An 18,035-nucleotide genomic window follows, 5' to 3' on the forward strand; every position below is an offset into this window, starting at 1 on the left:
GATTAATGGTTAATATGAATATGGTTAGGGTCATCGCAGCAAGAACTGTCCTCACCAGCACCCGCGATCTGATCTACCAGATAATCCACCGCAGCATCAAACGGGACGCTGACCTGATTATTTTCCGCGATATCAGATCGCATGGATTTTATGCCGACATTATTATTGGCAACCTCATCTTCACCGATGATCACAGCATATGCGCAACCGCTGGCATCAGCCTTCTTCATTTGTGATTTAAAACTTCCTACTCCGGTCGAGGTTGCGCAATGTAACACAACATCCAGCCCTGCATCACGCAATCGTTCGCCAAGAACCAAAGACTGCATTTGTCCTTGCTCTGTCTGATGAACCAGATATACATCACATTGCGACGGCTGGCGAACTTCACCGGCAACCTTCATCAACTCAATCAGTCGCTCAATTCCCATCGCAAAACCACATGCCGGAGTTGGCTTACCACCAAATGTTGAAAATAGTGTGTCGTATCGCCCACCTGCGCACACAGTCCCCTGAGAGCCCAGCTCGCTTGTCACCCATTCAAAAACGGTACGATTGTAGTAATCCATCCCTCTCACTAGACGTGGATTAATCGTGAACGGAATACTGTTATGACGCAGTATTTTTTGTACGCCTTCAAAATGTGCCAGCGATTCAGCACCAAGATAATCCAGTAATTTTGGCGCAGCATTGACCATATCTTGCATGGCCGGATTTTTTGTATCGAGTATCCGCAAAGGATTGCTATACAGGCGTCGCTTAGCTTCCGCGTCAAGAATATCAGTGTGACTCTCAAAATAGCTGATCAGAGCGGCGCGGTGCAAATTCCGCTCATTTGCATCACCGATAGAATTCAATTCAAGACGCACGTTTTGCAAACCGAGATCATCCCACAGACGCTGACATAGCATAATCAGCTCAGCATCAATATCAGGGCCATTGAAACCTAAGGCCTCAGCTCCGACCTGATGAAACTGACGATAACGCCCGCGTTGAGGTTTTTCATGACGGAACATAGGCCCTGAATACCAAAGACGTTTAGGACCCTCATAAACAAGATTGTGTTCAATCGCAGCCCGCACCACACCTGCAGTTCCCTCCGGGCGCAAAGTCAACTTATCGCCATTCATTGAATCTTCAAATGAATACATTTCTTTTTCGACGATATCAGTTACCTCGCCAAGACCACGGGAAAAAAGCGGCGTAGGCTCCACGATAGGCGTACGAATCTGCTGAAATCCGTAACTCTTTAATACAGAATGAACCGTATTCTCAAACAGTTCCCAGAGCGCGGAATCGTCAGGGAGCAAGTCATTCATACCCTTAACACCAACTATTTTTTCTATTTTTTTATTTTCTGACATAAGAAACTCAGTTCAGTTACTTTCAACCACTGCAGGGCTGTAACGTTTCGCGACATAATCGAGCACAATTGCCTGAAATTCTTCGGCGATCTTATCTCCACGTAAAGTCACTGCTTTTACCCCATCAATAAAGACCGGTGCAGCAGGCGACTCTCCGGTACCCGGAAGACTGATGCCGATATTCGCGTGCTTTGACTCACCTGGACCATTCACAATACATCCCATAACAGCGACATTCATACCCTCAACACCTGGATACTGCTTCTTCCAGACGGGCATCTGATCTCGCAGAAAAGTCTGGATATCGTCGGCTAACTCCTGAAATACCGTAGAAGTGGTGCGCCCACAACCCGGACAAGCTATCACCATCGGTGTAAATTTTCGCAAACCCATGGTTTGCAAAATTTCCTGCCCGACGATCACCTCGCGGCAACGATCACCACCAGGCTCTGGTGTCAGGGAAATCCGTATCGTGTCACCAATCCCCTCTTGCAACAATACGGAGAGCGCTGCAGTAGAAGCAACGACCCCTTTACTTCCCATCCCAGCCTCAGTTAAACCGAGGTGCAAAGGATAATCACAACGTGTCGAGAGTTCACGATAAACTGCAATCAAATCCTGCACACCGGAAACTTTGCAGGACAAAATAATTTTGTCGCCAGCGAGCCCCAGCTCTTCTGCACGCTGCGCATTTTCTATCGCAGACGTAATCAATGCTTCGTACATAACGGACTGCGCTGACCAGGGTGTAGCACGGCGGGCATTCTCGTCCATAATTCTCGCCAGCAGGGTTTGATCCAGGCTCCCCCAGTTAACCCCGATCCGGACTGGCTTATCGTAGCGACAAGCCAACTCTATCATCTGAGCAAACTGAGATTCTCGCTTCGCCCCCTGCCCTACATTACCCGGATTAATCCTGTACTTCGACAGGGCTTGCGCGCAATCTGGGAAATCCTGCAGCAGGGTGTGACCGTTGTAGTGAAAATCACCGACCAATGGCACGTCAATATCCATTTTATCGAGTTGCTCACGAATCGCCGGGACTGCCGCGGCAGCTTCAGGATTATTGACTGTAATACGTACCAGTTCTGATCCGGCACGCGCCAGCTCTTTGATCTGAATCGCGGTCGCAATCACGTCAGCCGTATCTGTGTTTGTCATCGACTGAACAACAACCGGTGCATCACCGCCGATCACAACTTTACGCTCCCCATAAACTACGCTTGCCGCACGACTAAGACGTCTCTGGCGTGGGCCAGACAAAATTTCTGACAAAAGAGACTCCATACTTACTTGATAATCAAATTCACGACATTCGAGTCTTTGCCTGCCGTGATATCCATTGTGTTACCACGCAACCAGACGTCAACACCCGCGGCATTACCCAGTCTCAGTTGCAAAGTTTCTCTCACGTCAAATATCTCCTCAGTTCCGGCTTTTGCCAGATGTGAAGTCAGGACGGTGCCATTTTCTCTTTTTACCTGCACCCACGAATCCTGGCGAAATTTCAGACGCAACTTGTCATTACCGTTAGTGGCGGGCTGAACCTGAGGTGCACTTTCGACGACACTGGATGTCGCTATTGCAGCAACAGCATGGCTGGCCGAAGTCGTCTCGACTGATGTATTGACCTGATCACTACGAGCAGCATTATGCTCAGTGACAAGCTCGGCACCAATTGAAGAGGGAACAGAAACCGCACTGATTTTTTCAACGACAGGCAAGGATGCCGCAGTCGCCTCGACAGAACTCGCGGAAGCAGGTACTGCATCAGCCTGAACCACCGACTTGGCGAGAAGATTCTTTACGAATGAGGATTGCTCAACATATTGATACGACACAAACAACAATGCAGCCACAGCAAAAAAGGCGGCAGCCAGCAGATATTTGCGATTGTTATTCTCAGTTCTACCCAAAAACGGCGAGCGCGACTCCTGGAAAGGAGTTGCTAATGTCGGCTGCAAACCTGCATCGAGCGCCTGGCCAGTTTGTTCATCAGGCAAATAAGCAACGATCACGGCGGGATCAAGCTTTAGCAGCTTAGCGTATGAGCGAACGAATCCCCGGACGATTACCAGCTTCGGCAACTGTTCAAAATCATTCTTTTCAAGCGCGACAATCTGACGGGGAGACAATTTAAGCTGTCCCGCAACCTGTTCAACACTTAGCCCAGCCAATACACGGGCATCGGACAACAGACCACCGGCAGTCTGCACAACACTCAGCACGGGCTTAACCTCACCCGCAGAAGGCAATACCTCTGATGCCGGATTCAACCCTACTTCACTCATCAAAAGATCCCCGCTGCAAAAGGCCAAACTCACGCGAGCCGGGATAACGTCGGCGCAATTGCGTCGCGTAGCCGCTCATCGCAGCCTCATCCCCAAGTCGCTTTTCAATTTTAATAGCAAGCCACAACACATCCGCAGTCAGCACGTCAAACTTGATCACTCTGTTGATATAAAAACGTGCCTGACTGTACTCACCGCGATCATAGAAAATCTTGGCAAGATTCGCATTAATGCCCGGATTCGCAGGATCCTGTTTAAATCCCTCGATAAAATACCGCTCAGCACGGGTGGGATCTTTCATCTTCAGACTACAAAGACCTGCATTGTTAAAGGTTTTTCCCGGATTTGTATAAGCTGGATTATTTAACACGCGGTCAAGGTAAGCCAAGCCCTGCTTTTCACGACCATTCTGACAGAGAAACCAGCCGTAATTATTTTCAACGTCAACATTGCCTGGAGAGAGTTTTAACGCCTGCAAGAAATTGTCTTCCGCTAATTGCTTCTCGCCGATATCCATAAAAATGACTGCGCGGACCGCATAGGCATCAGCCATATCAGGATAAATCAACAGCGCCTGCCTTATCTCTTCCAGCGCAACCTTATGCTGCCCCTGCTGGTAATAGCCGACCGCCAACTGCATGCGAATAGAGGCACGCTTTTGCAAGTCAAGTTTCTCCGCTGACACTGCAGAATCGTCAGCGCGCGTATCAAGATGTCTTGACGCGCAAGCAGAAACAAATAAAACCAGGGAAAGAATTAATACCGGTTTCATCCGAAAGCTAAATCCAAAAATTTTCACTGTGTGATCTCCACGATCTTGCCAAAATTTTCGCCAAACTTCTGTTGATATTCCGCCATTTTTTGCATGCGCTCCTGCACACGCGTTCTGTCTTTGACATCACCTGCAAGCTGACCACACGCCGCATCAATATCATCACCGCGCGTTTTACGCGTCGTCGTAACAATACCAGCGTCCATCAACACTTGCGCAAAAGCTTTAATTCTCGGATTCGCAGAACGCTTCAGGCCTGACTCCGGAAAAGGATTAAACGGAATCAGATTAAACTTGCAAGGAACATTTTTCACCAGCTGAACCAGTTCACGGGCATGCATATCCGTATCGTTCACACCATCCAGCATGCAATATTCAAAGGTAATAAAATCTCTTGGCGCAAACTCCAGGTAACGTTTACACGCTGCCATTAATTCACTTAACGGGTATTTCTTATTTAGCGGTATCAAGCTGTCGCGCAAAGTATCGTTAGATGCATGCAAAGAAACCGCCAGCGCAACCGGGCACTCTTGCGACAACTTATCTATCATGGGAACAACACCACTGGTCGATACCGTGACACGACGACGGGATAAGCCGTATGCATTATCATCCAGCATCAGACGCAACGCAGCGACCGTGGGCTCGAAATTCAACAAAGGTTCGCCCATTCCCATCATCACAACATTCGTGATCTGACGCTCACCCTTCGGACCCGGAATCACGCCTTTTGTTTTTCGCAGCTCAAACTCTGCCATCCATAACTGACCAATGATTTCTCCGATGGTCAGATTGCGATTAAATCCTTGCTTACCAGTAGAACAAAAGCGGCAATTAACCGCACACCCAGCTTGCGTAGAAATACACAAGGTTCCACGGTTTTCTTCAGGTATAAACACTGTTTCAACAGCATTTCCCTGCCCGACATCCACCAGCCACTTGCGGGTGCCATCAGAGGAAGTGTGATCACTGATGACGACGGGCGCAGCAATCACTGCTCTCGTTGCCAACTTTTCCCGCAAAGACTTTGCAAGATCAGTCATTTCATCAAAACTGCTCGCACCAAACTGATGAATCCAGCGCTGCAATTGTTTTGCACGAAACGGCTTCTCACCCAGCTCGCCGCAATATGCAGTGAGCTGCGCAGGATCTAAATCCAATAAATTAATGAGTGCCGTCATGCTTTTCCTTCTTACACCCTGCACCACAATATTTTGCAGTGCAGGGAGTTAATTTCTAAATACTAATTACTGATCAATCTGCTTCGAATTAACGTGAGTACACGTTTAATGCTGGGAAAAAGTAAGCGATTTCGACTGCAGCTGTTTCAGGAGCATCGGAACCGTGTACTGCATTCGCGTCAATAGAATCAGCGAAATCAGCACGGATTGTGCCTTTTTCTGCTTTCTTAGGATCAGTTGCACCCATCAGATCACGATTTTTCAAGATCGCGCCTTCACCTTCCAGAACTTGCACAAATACAGGACCGGAGATCATGAAATCAACCAAATCTTTAAAGAATGGGCGAGCAGCGTGAACAGCATAAAAACCTTCTGCTTCGGCACGGGACAACTGAGTCAGACGGGCAGCAACAACTTTCAGACCTGCATTTTCAAAACGGCTGATAATTTGACCAATGACGTTTTTCGCAACTGCGTCAGGTTTAATAATAGACAATGTACGTTCGATAGCCATCAAAAACTCCAATAAAAAGAAAGGGTTAAGACAAAAACTCAAGAATTCATCTAACCTTAGATTCTAGCATGAAACACTTAGCAGAACATGTCTTTAGAGTAAGCTCCGGCCAAATGCTTCACACCGCTATGACCAGATTTAATTAATCAGATCAAATACTGCCATCGACTCAACATGCGAAGTGTGCGGAAACATATTCACCACACCTGCATAACTCAGTTTATATCCCGCATCCATCACCAGCATGCCCGCATCCCGGGCAAGAGTGGAAGGACTGCACGAAACATAGACCAGCCGTTTAGGTTTTAATTCAGGATTTTTTTCTGTCAGATCAATCAAGGCCTGACAAAGAGCCATTGCACCGTCGCGTGGGGGATCTATCAGAAAACGATCAAACTTACCCAGCGCAATCAAATCATCGGCAGTTACCTCAAACAGATTCCGCGTGCTGAAGGCTGTCTTAGCCGCCAAACCGTTATGCAAAGCATTTTCCATTGCACGCTCTGTCAGTGCAGCGCTCCCCTCAATACCCACAACCTCTCTGGCCATCGTTGCAATCGGCAACGTGAAATTACCCAATCCACAAAACAGATCAGCGATACGCTCATCCTTCTGCGCATCCAACAAGCGTAAAGCACGAGCGACCAGTACGCGATTGATATGATGATTGACCTGCGTAAAATCAGTCGGCTTGAAAGGCATCTTCACACCGAATTCCGGCAGCAGATAGTGCAAATCGCTCTTTGCTGGATAGTAAGGCACCGCAGTATCCGGCCCTTTCGTCTGCAACCACCACTGGACACCATACTCATCGGCAAACGCCTTTAGCTTCACCTCATCATCCGGAGTTAACGGTTCCATGATACGCAATACCATCGCCGTTACATCTTCACCTATTGCTAACTCGATTTGCGGCAATGACGCAATAATCGACAGCGACGCAATCAGGGAGCGCAACGGCAACAACATAGCAGAAACATGACGCGGTAATATCTGACAAGTTTCCATATCCGCCACATAGCGGGATTTTTTTTCATGAAACCCGACCAGGACCTTGTCTTTTTTGATGACATGACGCACTGATAACCTGGCACGATAACGATACCCCCAGGTAGGCCCATAAATCGGACGCAACATGGTTTCCGCTTTTACTTTTCCAATATGCCAGAGATTGTCTTCCAGAATACGCTGTTTCATCGCTACCTGCGCATCCGGCTCCAGATGTTGCATGGAGCATCCGCCACAAGTGCCAAAAAATTCACACTTAGGCTCAATCCGCTGAGATGAGGCGTGAACGATATCTGTCAGCGTCGCCACCTCCCAACTCGGCTTCTTTTTGTAGCTACTGAACGTAACCGTCTCGCCCGGCAGTGCGCCCTCAACAAAAATTACCTTACCCTGCGTACCATCTTCGTTTTGCAAATGCCCGACGCCACGCGCGTCCATATCAAAAGCACGTATTTCAATTTTATTCATGGGAATGTCGGCGCGAACAATGGCTGCGCCATATCAATGATCGATGTCAAAAGCGGAATTATAAAAGAAGTGTGGGACTCTACCCTAACAATAAACAACGAAGGCAGGGAATATCCGCTGTCAGCACCGGTCAGAGCAAAGAATCCCGCCCCAGACCTCGAGACGTAAATGAGCGCTTCAACTTCATCAAGGCCTCTTGCTGAATCTGACGAACACGCTCCCTGGTAATTCCCATTTCATCTGCCAGCGCTTCCAGCGTGGCAGGATCATCGTTGTCGAGGCCGAAACGCCGGATGATCACGATACGCTGCTTAGCCGGCAACTTTGAAAGCCAGTCTCTGACCAATATGGTCATTTCGTGATGTTCAGCAAGAGTATCCGGGGCAGTATCACCATCACCCGGCAGCAGATCCATCAGACTTGATTGCGGATCATTATCCAAAGGCATATCAAGAGAAGTTGCATGTTCGGACAAGGCCAGAATATCCTGTACCTCATCCGCTGGCCTGTCGACCAGCAAACCTATATCTTCCGCTTTTGCATCCCGCCCATCACGCTGCCGCGACTCGAGGTGATACTTTGCTCGCAGAATCTGATTCAGTTCGCGAACCACATGCACCGGTAAGCGTATCGTCCTCGCCTGATTCATAATTGCCCGCTCGATACTCTGACGTATCCACCAGGTCGCATAAGTCGAAAAACGGAAACCACGCTCCGGTTCAAATTTATCGATCGCATGCATCAGGCCGAGATTCCCCTCTTCTATCATATCAAGCAGGGCGACACCACGATTTATGTAATGCTTGGCGATAGAGACAACCAGCCTGAGGTTGTGCTCTATCATTTTTTGCCGTGCGTCAAAGTCTCCTTGTTTTGCCAGGGTAGCGAACTCCAGCTCCTCACGGGAATTAAACAAGGGACGGGTGCCAATCTGGTTCAGATAATACTGGGTTGTGTCAGTGGATAATTCACTCGCCAGCACCGTTCTGAGTTCATCGACAGGAGCTACGATGAGAGAAATCGAATCCACCTCCCGCCCGCTGGAGCCCTCAGCATCATCGTTTGCGTCAATATCAGGAATAGCATCTGCCTCAGCAGCGTCTAGATATTGCCCCGGAAGGATGTCAGTATCTTCGTATGAGGCAACACTTAACTTGTGGTCGGTCGTATTTTTTTGCATAGATTTCCATCTGAATAAAATATGTATACGAAACAGACAACTTTAAAAAATGAACAGCCTCAAGAAAAAAAGATTACCCGGAACACCCTTTAAAACACATCACCATCCAAACCAGATCAAACCAAAATATAACTAACGCGCAGGCAGATACCTCGATGGATCAACAGGTTTTCCCTGCAAACGTATTTCAAAGTGCAGTTTAACGCTATCACTGTCAGAGTTTCCCATCTCCGCTATTTTTTGTCCTTTAGTGATTGACTGCCCCTCTTTCACAAGAATTGTCTTGTTGTGCGCATAGGCAGACAAGAGGCTGTTGTTATGCTTCACAATCACCAGGTTCCCATAGCCGCGGATACCGCTGCCAGCGTACATGACCTTGCCTGCACCTGCTGCAAAAATATCCTGCCCCATCCGACCGCCAATATCCAGGCCTTTATTCTTATCATCAAAGCCAGCCAACAATTTGCCGTCCACCGGCCACATCCAGTCAACAGTATCTGCATCGGCAGCCGGCTCGGCAGCTTTATCCGGCGACTTTAATGCAGCGGACTCTGTTTTGGCTGGCGCAACAGCTACGCCATCCGGTTTTTGAAGCTCTGCAAGATTACTTTCTGAATATGGACGCTTATCCCCCTTAGGCGTAACCTTCGTACTGCCTGAACTGACAGACAGCGGCTTGACTTCAATTGACGACGTCGTTGCAAGAGCGACCGGCTGCGCACCATTAACTTCAGGAGGCGCTACACGCAATATCTGATCAACCTTGATATCATTCGGATTCTTCAGATTATTCCACGCAACCAGATCACTGTAACTCTGACCATGATCTAAAGCGATTCTGTATAAAGTATCACCACGCTTAACCACATAATTACCCCGCACTGGCTCAGCAGGCCTGGCCACTTGCTTAGGAGCCGGCGGAGGTACATACACCTCATTTGAGGAAGAGGTGCCACGCTCAATCACAGGTGCTTTATTCGGCGTCGAGCTACAAGCAACCAGAAATGAAGCGAAGCAACCCACGGTCAATAAATTTTTCAGGTTTTTGATTTTGTTCATTCTCATTACAAATTTACAGGTGAATTACGATCCCGCACCACAACCTCAGATGACACCGGGCCGCAAAGGAACAAAGTGACAGTTTTCTACCATAGTACTGTTCCAGTCATGCGCTGAAACACGCTCAATTAATTGCAACACCTGATGGCGGTCACCGACAGGCGCAATCAGACGTCCGCCAACCTTCAACTGCATCAGTAGCGCCTGAGGCACTTCCAGCCCTGCAGCTGCCAGTATGATACCGTCAAAAGGAGCAACCTGAGGCATACCCAGCATGCCATCGCCGTAATGCAAACGGATATTCGCAATACGCATCGGACGCAGATTATTCTTTGCCAGCTCATGTAAGGCTTTGATACGCTCAACCGAATAAACATCTTTCGCAATCAACGACAAAACTGCAGCCTGATAACCGCAGCCCGTGCCTATTTCAAGCACCTTATCGAGCTTCGCCCCGTTACGCAAAATTTCCAGCATCCGGCCAACAATGTAAGGCTGCGAAATGGTCTGATGATGACCAATAGGAAGTGAGGCATCAACATAAGCCTGACTGGCAAGACCAGAATCCAGAAACATATGCCGTGGAATCGCCTGCAAAGCAGCCAAAACATGTTTATCGCTGACGCCCTGCTGCTCTACTCTGGCAACCATGGCGCGCCGGACCGCATCAGAAATCAAAGGACCGGAGAAAGGCGCGGCTTGTTCAGATTTTTTTTCATTGTTTGTCGCAGAACCGGGACGGATACCCAGATTTGCACCCTGTCTCGCATTTTTCGTCGCAGTCTGGGTCGACGCACTGCGTCCAAAATGATCGCCGCGAGCAGTTTCACGCTGATCAACGACAGACGATAAGCTGAGAGGAAAACGCTTTTCTTTCGTTGTCATTTGATATTCACGGCCAGCATGTCCAGTTGTCGCGTATTGGTCAGATCAACTTGCAAAGGTGTGACGGAAACGAAATTTTTCGACGTCACATCAAAATCGGTTCCCTCACCACCATCAAGAACGCCTCCCGGCGGCCCTATCCAGAAAATGTCGCGCCCATGCGGATCTCTCATGGGAATCACTGGCTCGGAACTATGCCGTTTTCCCAGACGTGCCCGGCGTATGCCTTTTATGTCCACGCGCGGTACATTCGGAATATTCACGTTCAGCAAGTAAGGTGAAGACAACTCAGGAAACCCACGCTGCACCAGTTCTGCTGCAACCGCAGCCGCGGCATCCAGATGCGCCCAGCCTTTATGTAACTGAGAAAACGCGATTGCCGGAATGCCGAACAGATAGCCTTCGGTAGCGGCCGCCACCGTACCAGAATAAAGAGTATCGTCACCCATATTCTGCCCCTGATTAATGCCTGAAACAATCAGATCAGGGCGCTCAGTCATAATCGCCGTCAACGCGATATGAACACAATCGGAAGGCGTGCCATTAACGAAATAAAAACCATTTGCCGCGCGCTGAACTGACAAGGGACGATCCAATGTTAAGGCGTTCGAAGTACCTGAACGGTTGCTGTCCGGCGCGACAACTGTAATATCAGCAAAAGGGGTCAGTGCTTCCGCCAGGGCAGCGATGCCGGGAGCAAGATAGCCATCGTCATTACTAATTAGAATTTTCATAAGCAACATTCTACCCGATGCAGAAAAACAAATTCCTCCTGTTATCAATTTTTACGGCATAATCAAAAAATTAAACGGTCGTACTATTTTTAAAACTGGAGACTTTATATGAAAGCCGTTGTATGTAAAAACTGGGGTACCCCGGATACCCTCGAAATACTGGAACTTCCCGATCTGACACCAGGCCCCGGGGAAGTTGCAATCAGCGTCAAGGCTGCCGGCGTCAATTTTCCGGACTTTCTCATCATTCAGAACAAATATCAGTTCAAACCAGAACTCCCGTTCACCCCGGGCAGTGAATTATCAGGAACGGTCTATGCTGTCGGAGATGGCGTAAAGCACGTCAAAACGGGCGACAAAGTGATTGCCTTCATAGGTCAGGGAGCGTTTGCGCAACAGGTTTTAGCGCCGGCCAATGCAGTCATTCCGATGCCGGAAGGAATGGATTTTGATACTGCGGCCGCAATCACACTGACTTATGGCACATCCCATCATGCAGTTGTTGACCGGGCACAGTTAAAAGCTGGCGAAACCATGCTGGTGCTGGGTGCAGCAGGTGGCGTCGGGCTGGCTGCCATTGAAATCGGAAAAGCAATAGGCGCAAAAGTCATCGCAGCGGCTTCAACAGATGAAAAGCTGGAAATCTGCCGTCAACATGGTGCCGATGTGACGATCAATTACAGTAACACTGATTTACGTGAAGCGATCAAAAGCGCAACCGGAGGCAAAGGACCTGACGTGATTTATGATCCGGTAGGCGGCATCTACGCTGAACCGGCGTTTCGCTCTATTGCGTGGCGCGGCCGCTATCTGGTCGTCGGCTTTGCGAATGGCGAAATCCCGAAATTACCGCTGAATCTGGCATTATTAAAAGGTGCATCTCTGGTCGGCGTATTCTGGGGCGAGTTTGCCAAGCGCGAACCCAAGGCCAATATGGCTGCAATGAGTGAAATGATAGGCTGGCTGAGAGAGGGCAAAATCAAGCCGCATATCTCTGCGCGATATGCATTGAATGAAACCGCCAATGCCTTAAACGATATCGCTGCCCGCAAAGTGACAGGCAAAGTCGTCATACAACCGGAAAAATAAAATACATTACCCGTAAATGCAAAAACTCCACGCTGGCGCGTGGAGTTTTTTTATTTCAGCCAATGATCAATGACTCAACGCGGCGCTGCTTCACCAAGCCAATAACGATTGATGTCTTTTAATCCCCACTTCGACGCATCTTCTCTCGCCACAATTTTATCCTGCAATCCTGGTCCAGCCAGATCAAGTAACTCAGGAACGATATAACCGAGCGACTTCACAGAAAAAAACACTCTGACTTTAGGAGTTAACAAAGACTTACCAACCTGCTGTTCAACAACCACGCCAAGACGTCCCGATTCCATGCGAACCAGCGTACCGACAGGATAGATGCCTATGCTCTTTACAAACGCCTGAAATACTTTCTCATCGAAATGGCCCTTACTCCACTCTGCCATTTTGCGTAAAGATTCTGCAGGACACCACCCTTGTTTATATGGCCGGTCAGAAGTGATTGCATCATACACGTCACATACCGCCCCCATTCGCGCAAACAGACTGATTTCATCGCCTTTCAGACGATCAGGATAACCAGTGCCATCCATTTTTTCATGATGATGCAAGCACACATCCAGAGCCACTTTACTGACGCCCTCTGCCTCCAGTAGCATCTTGTATCCGGCGGCAGGATGCTCCTTCACAGAGACAAATTCTGCATCGGTGAGTTTGCCTGGTTTATTCAGGATATCCTGATCCACCCCCATCTTACCGATGTCATGCAACAACCCGGCAAGTCCCGCTTCACGGGTATCAGCATCACTCAGACCTAATTGCTTACCCAAGGCCACCATCAATGCACAGACAGCAACCGAATGCATGTAAGTGTAATCATCTTTGGTTTTTAATCTGGCAAGACCGATCAGAGCGCCAGGATTGCGCATCACGGAGTCAGCAATTTCCTCCACCATTTCCTGCGCATTACCGACATCAACCGCTTTTCCCATGCGCGCTTCACTGAACATCGAAAACACGGCTGCGCGCGATTTACTCACTATCAGGGACGCTCTGCCCAGCTCATCTTCCATCGACACCGGCGCAATCTGACGCGGAGCCGGCTGTTTAGGGACAACAACTTCTGCTGCAGGTGGCGGCTCCCGCTTGACTTCTGGCTCATCCTGAAGAACATCGAGACCTTTGCTGGTATCGATCCATGCTTCCTGAATCTTTGATTTCTGAATCTCCAGCAATTCAGCGGAATCCGACAGAAGAAACGATTTTTTCCAGAATGGCGTATCTATCCATGAGCCGCATAACTCAGTGACAAACATACCCACCCTCAAATCGGATGTCTTAATTTTTTTTAACATAAAGGAGCGATTGGAAACCTTATCTGACAACGTAAAGCCTGTAATAAACCCAAGCTTAGATTATTCTACAAAGGCAGGAACTGCGCTACAACAAGCCCGCGCATCTAACAAAAGTTTTCCTTTGTGCAATTATGTAGTAATTGCATGGGGCGAAAAAAATCCTGCATCTCCCGATTTTTGATAAAACTCAGGTTATACGGATGTTCTGCGAGAATTTGCGGAAAATGTGCAGCTTCTGGAATGCGCTTTAACTGTTCCGCAATTTTCCCCCACAAAACAAGGGATGGCAGTGACACGGCAGACTGTTGTTCAGACAAACAGGAAAAAATGGCTTGCAAAAACGGCTGCCAGGCCTTTCCATCCTTTGCAGGTGCCATGCTGTCGCGAAAAACCAGCGTCGCGTTCAATAGCAAAAAACCTTGTCTGTTCATATTCTCCTGCAAATCAGCGAGCTTACGAATGAAGGTCGTCTGATTATGCATAACCGACATGGCAACGACTGCCATCGCTTCACCGCCAGTGTACTCGTCATCCAGATGCCCGGATGCAACCAGTAACATTTTGATGAAGTTGCGTAACGACGTCGCACGATTGACTTTTTTTGATAAGCCCGAGCCGTCCTCTGCCCACAAATTATCTACCGCCCCATCCATAAAACAAACGCCGGTCGCGCTGTCAGCGCGCGGATAAGGTCCTTCACCGATCAGCACGTAACGAACATTACTCACAGGCTGCTGAAACGCTGCAAACAAACGCCCTTCTGTCGGCAAAAATTCAGCAGAGCATAAATTCGCAAAATAATCAGGATCCGCTGAATACATAGCCTGTAAACCGTTACAGATGGCAGGATGCCAGGACGGATGGGCGAGCTGTATGCAATCCGTGATCTGTTTTGGCAAATTGCCACTACTGACATTCATTGTGCAGCGCCTGGCATTACGGCAGGCAATGATGCGGTAGAAAGCCCCGGAGTGACAACTGGACTCGGAACCGGTGCCGGACCACCTGGCGGAACCGGCTGCGCCTGATGCGCAGGAAATGCCACCGGTGCCACAGGGTTAATGCCGATAATCTCTGTTGGCGGAGGACGAACCGGATTTGCTGCGATATTCACGACCGCATTTTGTGGCAAATCGACCCGACGAGTCACCCCGTTTTCTGAAATCAGCACATACTGCTCGTGCACTTCCTTCAAGACAACACCGGGCGCAATCTGCATATCGATCGCAACTGACTGCGCAGGCTTGCCATTAGTGCTGACGATTGCCAGACTTTCTGCCGAACGCTTGGCGATGATCACGCCTTTCAATTGATAATTGCTGGCTGCCATCTGACTTGCAGGCGCAGCGCCGAACAGGCTTCCCCACTGCCCGGAACCGGGCTCAATGCTGTTCTGCTGCGTTGGTGCTACAACACTGCGGTTCTGCGGCTTAAAGATACGCAAGCCCCAGAAACTGACAGTCATGCACAATAATGCAAACGCAATCACACTACACAAAAGAGGTAAACGCTTCATTTCTATCCTTGTCAGCGTACCAGCTGATTAATTTCAATAATAGGCATCAGGACTGCCAGCACGATCAGCAACACCACCACGCCCATCGCCAGAATCAGTACCGGCTCCAGCAGACCGGCGATCGTCAGCGCCCTACGTTCCAGATCCTGCTCCTGCGCATTCGATGCACGTTCCAGCATGGCGGTCAACTCACCGGTCACCTCACCGGCACGGATCATGTGGATCAACATAGGAGGGAAATATTTATGCGCAGACAAGGCCCGCGCCAGACTGACGCCCTCACGTACACTTGCTGTCGCATCCTCGACCTGCGCGCGCATCGCGACGTTCGACAAGGTCTCCCGACTCGTCTGCAAAGCACGTAAAATCGGCACGCCGGAACCTGTTGTAATCGCCAGCGTGCTGGCAAACCTGGACGTATTTAAACTGCGCTCAAATTTGCCATAAACAGGAGCTGTCAACAGCCACTGGTGCCAGCGCATTTTTATCTCCGGATTTTTCAGGGCAAGGCGCCAGAGCAGAAAAGCGCTCACACCAAACAATGCGACCAACCAGCCATACACCCGCACAAAATCTGACACGGCCAGCATCAGCACCGTCAGCAACGGTAGCTTTTGTTTAGTGTTGGCAAACACAGAAACAATTTGCGGTACCACATAAGTCAGCAAGAAAATCACAATTGCAAATGCGACGACAGTCACAATTGCCGGATAAGTAAAGGCCAGTTTCACCTTCTGCACCAGCGCATTACGGCGTTCGATATAGTCTGCCAGACGCGACAAAACACGCGCCAGATGACCAATCTGTTCACCTGACGCCACCAGCGCGCAATAGATATCGGCAAAATCATCCGGATGCTGTTTCAGTGCATCAGATAAGGCTGCTCCCGCCATCACCTCTGAGCGCACAGAAGCAATAATGTCGCGGATAAAGGTACGCTCAGATTGTTCCAGCAATGCTGTTAATGACTGTTCGAGCGGCAATCCTGCTTCCAGTAAACTGGCAAGCTGACGGGTGAACAAAGCAAGCTCGACGCTGGATAAACGCTCGGAGAAAAAAGAGCGTCGCTGACGAGCGCCGCCGTCAGCATTATTGTGTATCGCCTCGACTGACACAGGAACCAGCCCCTGCGCACGTAAATCGCTACGTGCCGCTCTCGCACTATCGGCGTTTAACACACCGGTACTGCTGCTGCCATGACTGTCTATCGCTTCATATCGAAATGCCGGCACGGTAATTATTCCTTAGTGACGCGCAATAATTCTTCAGGCGTTGTGACGCCACTCTTCACCCAGCGCTCACCATCCTCGCGCATGGTTTTCATGCCATTTTTCTGAGCAGCAAGCCGGATTTCCGCTTCCGATGCCTGATGGTGAATCTGCGCACGGATGTCTTCTGTTGTCTGTAACAGTTCATACACGCCGACGCGCCCCTGATAACCGGTGTGGCCACAGTGTTCACAGCCGGTCGCATGCCATTGCCCGCCCTCTTCACGACGGCAATGCGTACAAAGTTTGCGTACCAGACGTTGGGCTACGACGCCCAGTAATGACGAAGACAACAGGAAAGGTTCTATCCCCATATCCAGCAAGCGGGTCACTGCGGCGGACGAATCGTTCGTATGCAAAGTTGCCAAGACCAGATGGCCCGTCAGTGAAGCCTGAACGGCAATTTGTGCGGTTTCCAGATCGCGGATCTCACCGATCATGATCACATCCGGATCCTGGCGCAAAATAGCGCGCAGGGCTTTGGCAAACGTCATGTCTATCTTCGCATTGACCTGCGTTTGTCCGACCCCCGCCAATTCATACTCAATAGGATCTTCCACCGTCAGAATGTTAGTCGTACCTGCATTCACACGGGATAAAGCAGCATACAGCGTCGTCGTTTTACCTGAACCAGTCGGTCCGGTAACCAGGACGATGCCATGCGGCTGCGCGATCAGCTTGTCAAAATTTTCAAGAACATCCGGACTCATACCAAGATTACTCAGATCCAGACGCCCGGCTTCCTTATCCAGCAAACGCAATACCGCGCGCTCACCGTGGCCAGTCGGCAGCGTCGATACCCGCACATCAACGGGTTTACCGCCAATCCTTAAGGTAATGCGGCCATCCTGAGGTAAACGCTTTTCGGCGATATCCAGTTGCGCCATGATCTTAATACGCGAAATCAGGGAAGCATGAATCGCTTTACGTGGCCGGACCACATCGCGCAGGGAACCGTCAATGCGAAAACGCACGACAGAAATCTGCTCGAATGGTTCTATGTGAATATCAGAGGCGCCATCGCGTAATGCCTGCGTCAGCAGCGCATTAATCATACGAATCACAGGCGCATCGTCAGCCGATTCCAACAGGTCTTCTATCGCTGGCATATCCAGCATCAGCTTCGCCAGATCAAGATCCGACTCGACCTCGCCAACGACATCTGCAGCATCACCACCTGAGCCCGCATACGCTTTGGCAATCAGGTCGCTCAGAGCTTCATGGCTGAGCATATTCAACTTGATCGTGCCAAATTTACGCCCAACCTCGGCGATCGCCGCCGGGCTGGTTTTATTCGATACCGACAACTCTACCGGCGCGCCGGCGACAGCACTGTCACGACTGGCGAGCACTGAAAAGTCACGCGCAAACCCGTAAGGCAATAAGCGATTTTCCATCA

Annotated in this window: 17 protein-coding genes; 1 reads left to right on the forward strand and 16 read right to left on the reverse strand. The window is 49.5% G+C overall.

All coding sequences use genetic code 11. From position 1 onward, the window contains the following. Nucleotides 1-2: 2 nt before the first annotated feature. The 11 genes from hisS to surE all read right to left on the reverse strand — a co-directional run bounded on the left by hisS (nt 3) and on the right by surE (nt 11,456). Nucleotides 3-1,364 carry a histidine--tRNA ligase gene (gene hisS, locus ACPAOP_RS09215; RefSeq protein WP_423682060.1) on the reverse strand — a complete coding sequence of 454 codons (1,362 nt, stop codon included), beginning with the start codon at nt 1,362-1,364 and terminating at the stop codon, nt 3-5. Between the two features lie 12 nt (nt 1,365-1,376). Further along, nucleotides 1,377-2,651, reverse strand: coding sequence for a flavodoxin-dependent (E)-4-hydroxy-3-methylbut-2-enyl-diphosphate synthase (ispG, locus tag ACPAOP_RS09220; RefSeq protein WP_423707750.1), 1,275 nt, complete (start codon nt 2,649-2,651; stop codon nt 1,377-1,379). 2 nt (nt 2,652-2,653) lie between these two features. Continuing rightward, on the reverse strand, nt 2,654-3,655 hold the full coding sequence (locus ACPAOP_RS09225; protein ID WP_423707751.1) for a RodZ domain-containing protein: 1,002 nt from the start codon (nt 3,653-3,655) through the stop codon (nt 2,654-2,656). Further along, nucleotides 3,648-4,427, reverse strand: a complete 780-nt coding sequence (pilW, locus tag ACPAOP_RS09230) for a type IV pilus biogenesis/stability protein PilW (protein ID WP_423707752.1) — start codon at nt 4,425-4,427, stop codon at nt 3,648-3,650. The genes ACPAOP_RS09225 and pilW overlap by 8 nt, the downstream gene beginning before the upstream one ends. Before the next feature lie 23 nt (nt 4,428-4,450). Continuing rightward, the gene (gene rlmN, locus ACPAOP_RS09235; RefSeq protein WP_423707754.1) at nt 4,451-5,608 is read right to left on the reverse strand and encodes a 23S rRNA (adenine(2503)-C(2))-methyltransferase RlmN; all 1,158 of its coding nucleotides are present in this window, start codon (nt 5,606-5,608) and stop codon (nt 4,451-4,453) included. A gap of 88 nt (nt 5,609-5,696) precedes the next feature. Continuing rightward, nucleotides 5,697-6,122, reverse strand: coding sequence for a nucleoside-diphosphate kinase (gene ndk / locus ACPAOP_RS09240; RefSeq protein WP_423682054.1), 426 nt, complete (start codon nt 6,120-6,122; stop codon nt 5,697-5,699). A gap of 138 nt (nt 6,123-6,260) precedes the next feature. After that, nucleotides 6,261-7,598, reverse strand: a complete 1,338-nt coding sequence (rlmD, locus tag ACPAOP_RS09245; RefSeq protein ID WP_423682053.1) for a 23S rRNA (uracil(1939)-C(5))-methyltransferase RlmD — start codon at nt 7,596-7,598, stop codon at nt 6,261-6,263. A gap of 130 nt (nt 7,599-7,728) precedes the next feature. Continuing rightward, nucleotides 7,729-8,778, reverse strand: coding sequence for an RNA polymerase sigma factor RpoS (rpoS, locus tag ACPAOP_RS09250; RefSeq protein WP_423707755.1), 1,050 nt, complete (start codon nt 8,776-8,778; stop codon nt 7,729-7,731). Nucleotides 8,779-8,910: 132 nt separating this feature from the next. Continuing rightward, a complete protein-coding gene (locus tag ACPAOP_RS09255; RefSeq protein WP_423682050.1) occupies nt 8,911-9,837 on the reverse strand; it encodes a peptidoglycan DD-metalloendopeptidase family protein in 927 nt (308 codons plus the stop codon). Nucleotides 9,838-9,882: 45 nt separating this feature from the next. Continuing rightward, nucleotides 9,883-10,722: a protein-L-isoaspartate(D-aspartate) O-methyltransferase gene (locus tag ACPAOP_RS09260; RefSeq protein ID WP_423707757.1), complete on the reverse strand. Its 840-nt coding sequence runs from the start codon at nt 10,720-10,722 to the stop codon at nt 9,883-9,885. After that, nucleotides 10,719-11,456, reverse strand: a complete 738-nt coding sequence (gene surE / locus ACPAOP_RS09265; protein WP_423682048.1) for a 5'/3'-nucleotidase SurE — start codon at nt 11,454-11,456, stop codon at nt 10,719-10,721. Before surE ends, ACPAOP_RS09260 begins: the two co-directional genes overlap by 4 nt. Before the next feature lie 108 nt (nt 11,457-11,564). Between surE and ACPAOP_RS09270 the strand changes: the two genes are divergently transcribed. Then, nucleotides 11,565-12,545, forward strand: a complete 981-nt coding sequence (locus ACPAOP_RS09270) for an NADPH:quinone oxidoreductase family protein (protein ID WP_423682047.1) — start codon at nt 11,565-11,567, stop codon at nt 12,543-12,545. A gap of 74 nt (nt 12,546-12,619) precedes the next feature. On the opposite strand, the gene ACPAOP_RS09275 is transcribed toward ACPAOP_RS09270, so the two are convergent. From ACPAOP_RS09275 to gspE, 5 genes are all read right to left on the reverse strand, one after another. After that, entirely contained in the window at nt 12,620-13,852 is a 1,233-nt protein-coding gene (locus tag ACPAOP_RS09275) for an HD-GYP domain-containing protein (protein ID WP_423682046.1), read from the reverse strand. A gap of 104 nt (nt 13,853-13,956) precedes the next feature. Further along, a complete protein-coding gene (locus ACPAOP_RS09280; protein ID WP_423707758.1) occupies nt 13,957-14,772 on the reverse strand; it encodes a uracil-DNA glycosylase in 816 nt (271 codons plus the stop codon). Next, a complete protein-coding gene (locus tag ACPAOP_RS09285; RefSeq protein WP_423707760.1) occupies nt 14,769-15,368 on the reverse strand; it encodes a type II secretion system protein N in 600 nt (199 codons plus the stop codon). Before ACPAOP_RS09285 ends, ACPAOP_RS09280 begins: the two co-directional genes overlap by 4 nt. An 11-nt stretch (nt 15,369-15,379) precedes the next feature. After that, complete coding sequence (gspF, locus tag ACPAOP_RS09290; protein ID WP_423707761.1) at nt 15,380-16,600, reverse strand: type II secretion system inner membrane protein GspF; 1,221 nt, start codon at nt 16,598-16,600, stop codon at nt 15,380-15,382. Nucleotides 16,601-16,605: 5 nt separating this feature from the next. Continuing rightward, nucleotides 16,606-18,033 (reverse strand): type II secretion system ATPase GspE, encoded by a 1,428-nt coding sequence (gspE, locus tag ACPAOP_RS09295; protein ID WP_423682042.1) that lies wholly within the window; start codon nt 18,031-18,033, stop codon nt 16,606-16,608. Nucleotides 18,034-18,035 lie beyond the last annotated feature (2 nt).

Source organism: Undibacterium sp. WLX3042, assembly GCF_049544825.1.
GTDB lineage: Bacteria > Pseudomonadota > Gammaproteobacteria > Burkholderiales > Burkholderiaceae_D > Undibacterium.

Coding starts and splice junctions, on each gene's coding strand:
- rpoS (WP_423707755.1), bottom strand. CDS start 8,778: ATGCAAAAAAATACGACCGACCACAAGTTAAGTGTTGCCTCATACGAA.
- ACPAOP_RS09280 (WP_423707758.1), bottom strand. CDS start 14,772: ATGAATGTCAGTAGTGGCAATTTGCCAAAACAGATCACGGATTGCATA.
- ACPAOP_RS09260 (WP_423707757.1), bottom strand. CDS start 10,722: ATGACAACGAAAGAAAAGCGTTTTCCTCTCAGCTTATCGTCTGTCGTT.
- rlmN (WP_423707754.1), bottom strand. CDS start 5,608: ATGACGGCACTCATTAATTTATTGGATTTAGATCCTGCGCAGCTCACT.
- ACPAOP_RS09255 (WP_423682050.1), bottom strand. CDS start 9,837: ATGAACAAAATCAAAAACCTGAAAAATTTATTGACCGTGGGTTGCTTC.
- pilW (WP_423707752.1), bottom strand. CDS start 4,427: ATGAAACCGGTATTAATTCTTTCCCTGGTTTTATTTGTTTCTGCTTGC.
- hisS (WP_423682060.1), bottom strand. CDS start 1,364: ATGTCAGAAAATAAAAAAATAGAAAAAATAGTTGGTGTTAAGGGTATG.
- ACPAOP_RS09275 (WP_423682046.1), bottom strand. CDS start 13,852: ATGTTAAAAAAAATTAAGACATCCGATTTGAGGGTGGGTATGTTTGTC.
- rlmD (WP_423682053.1), bottom strand. CDS start 7,598: ATGAATAAAATTGAAATACGTGCTTTTGATATGGACGCGCGTGGCGTC.
- ACPAOP_RS09225 (WP_423707751.1), bottom strand. CDS start 3,655: ATGAGTGAAGTAGGGTTGAATCCGGCATCAGAGGTATTGCCTTCTGCG.
- surE (WP_423682048.1), bottom strand. CDS start 11,456: ATGAAAATTCTAATTAGTAATGACGATGGCTATCTTGCTCCCGGCATC.
- ispG (WP_423707750.1), bottom strand. CDS start 2,651: ATGGAGTCTCTTTTGTCAGAAATTTTGTCTGGCCCACGCCAGAGACGT.
- gspE (WP_423682042.1), bottom strand. CDS start 18,033: ATGGAAAATCGCTTATTGCCTTACGGGTTTGCGCGTGACTTTTCAGTG.
- ACPAOP_RS09270 (WP_423682047.1), top strand. CDS start 11,565: ATGAAAGCCGTTGTATGTAAAAACTGGGGTACCCCGGATACCCTCGAA.
- ndk (WP_423682054.1), bottom strand. CDS start 6,122: ATGGCTATCGAACGTACATTGTCTATTATTAAACCTGACGCAGTTGCG.
- ACPAOP_RS09285 (WP_423707760.1), bottom strand. CDS start 15,368: ATGAAGCGTTTACCTCTTTTGTGTAGTGTGATTGCGTTTGCATTATTG.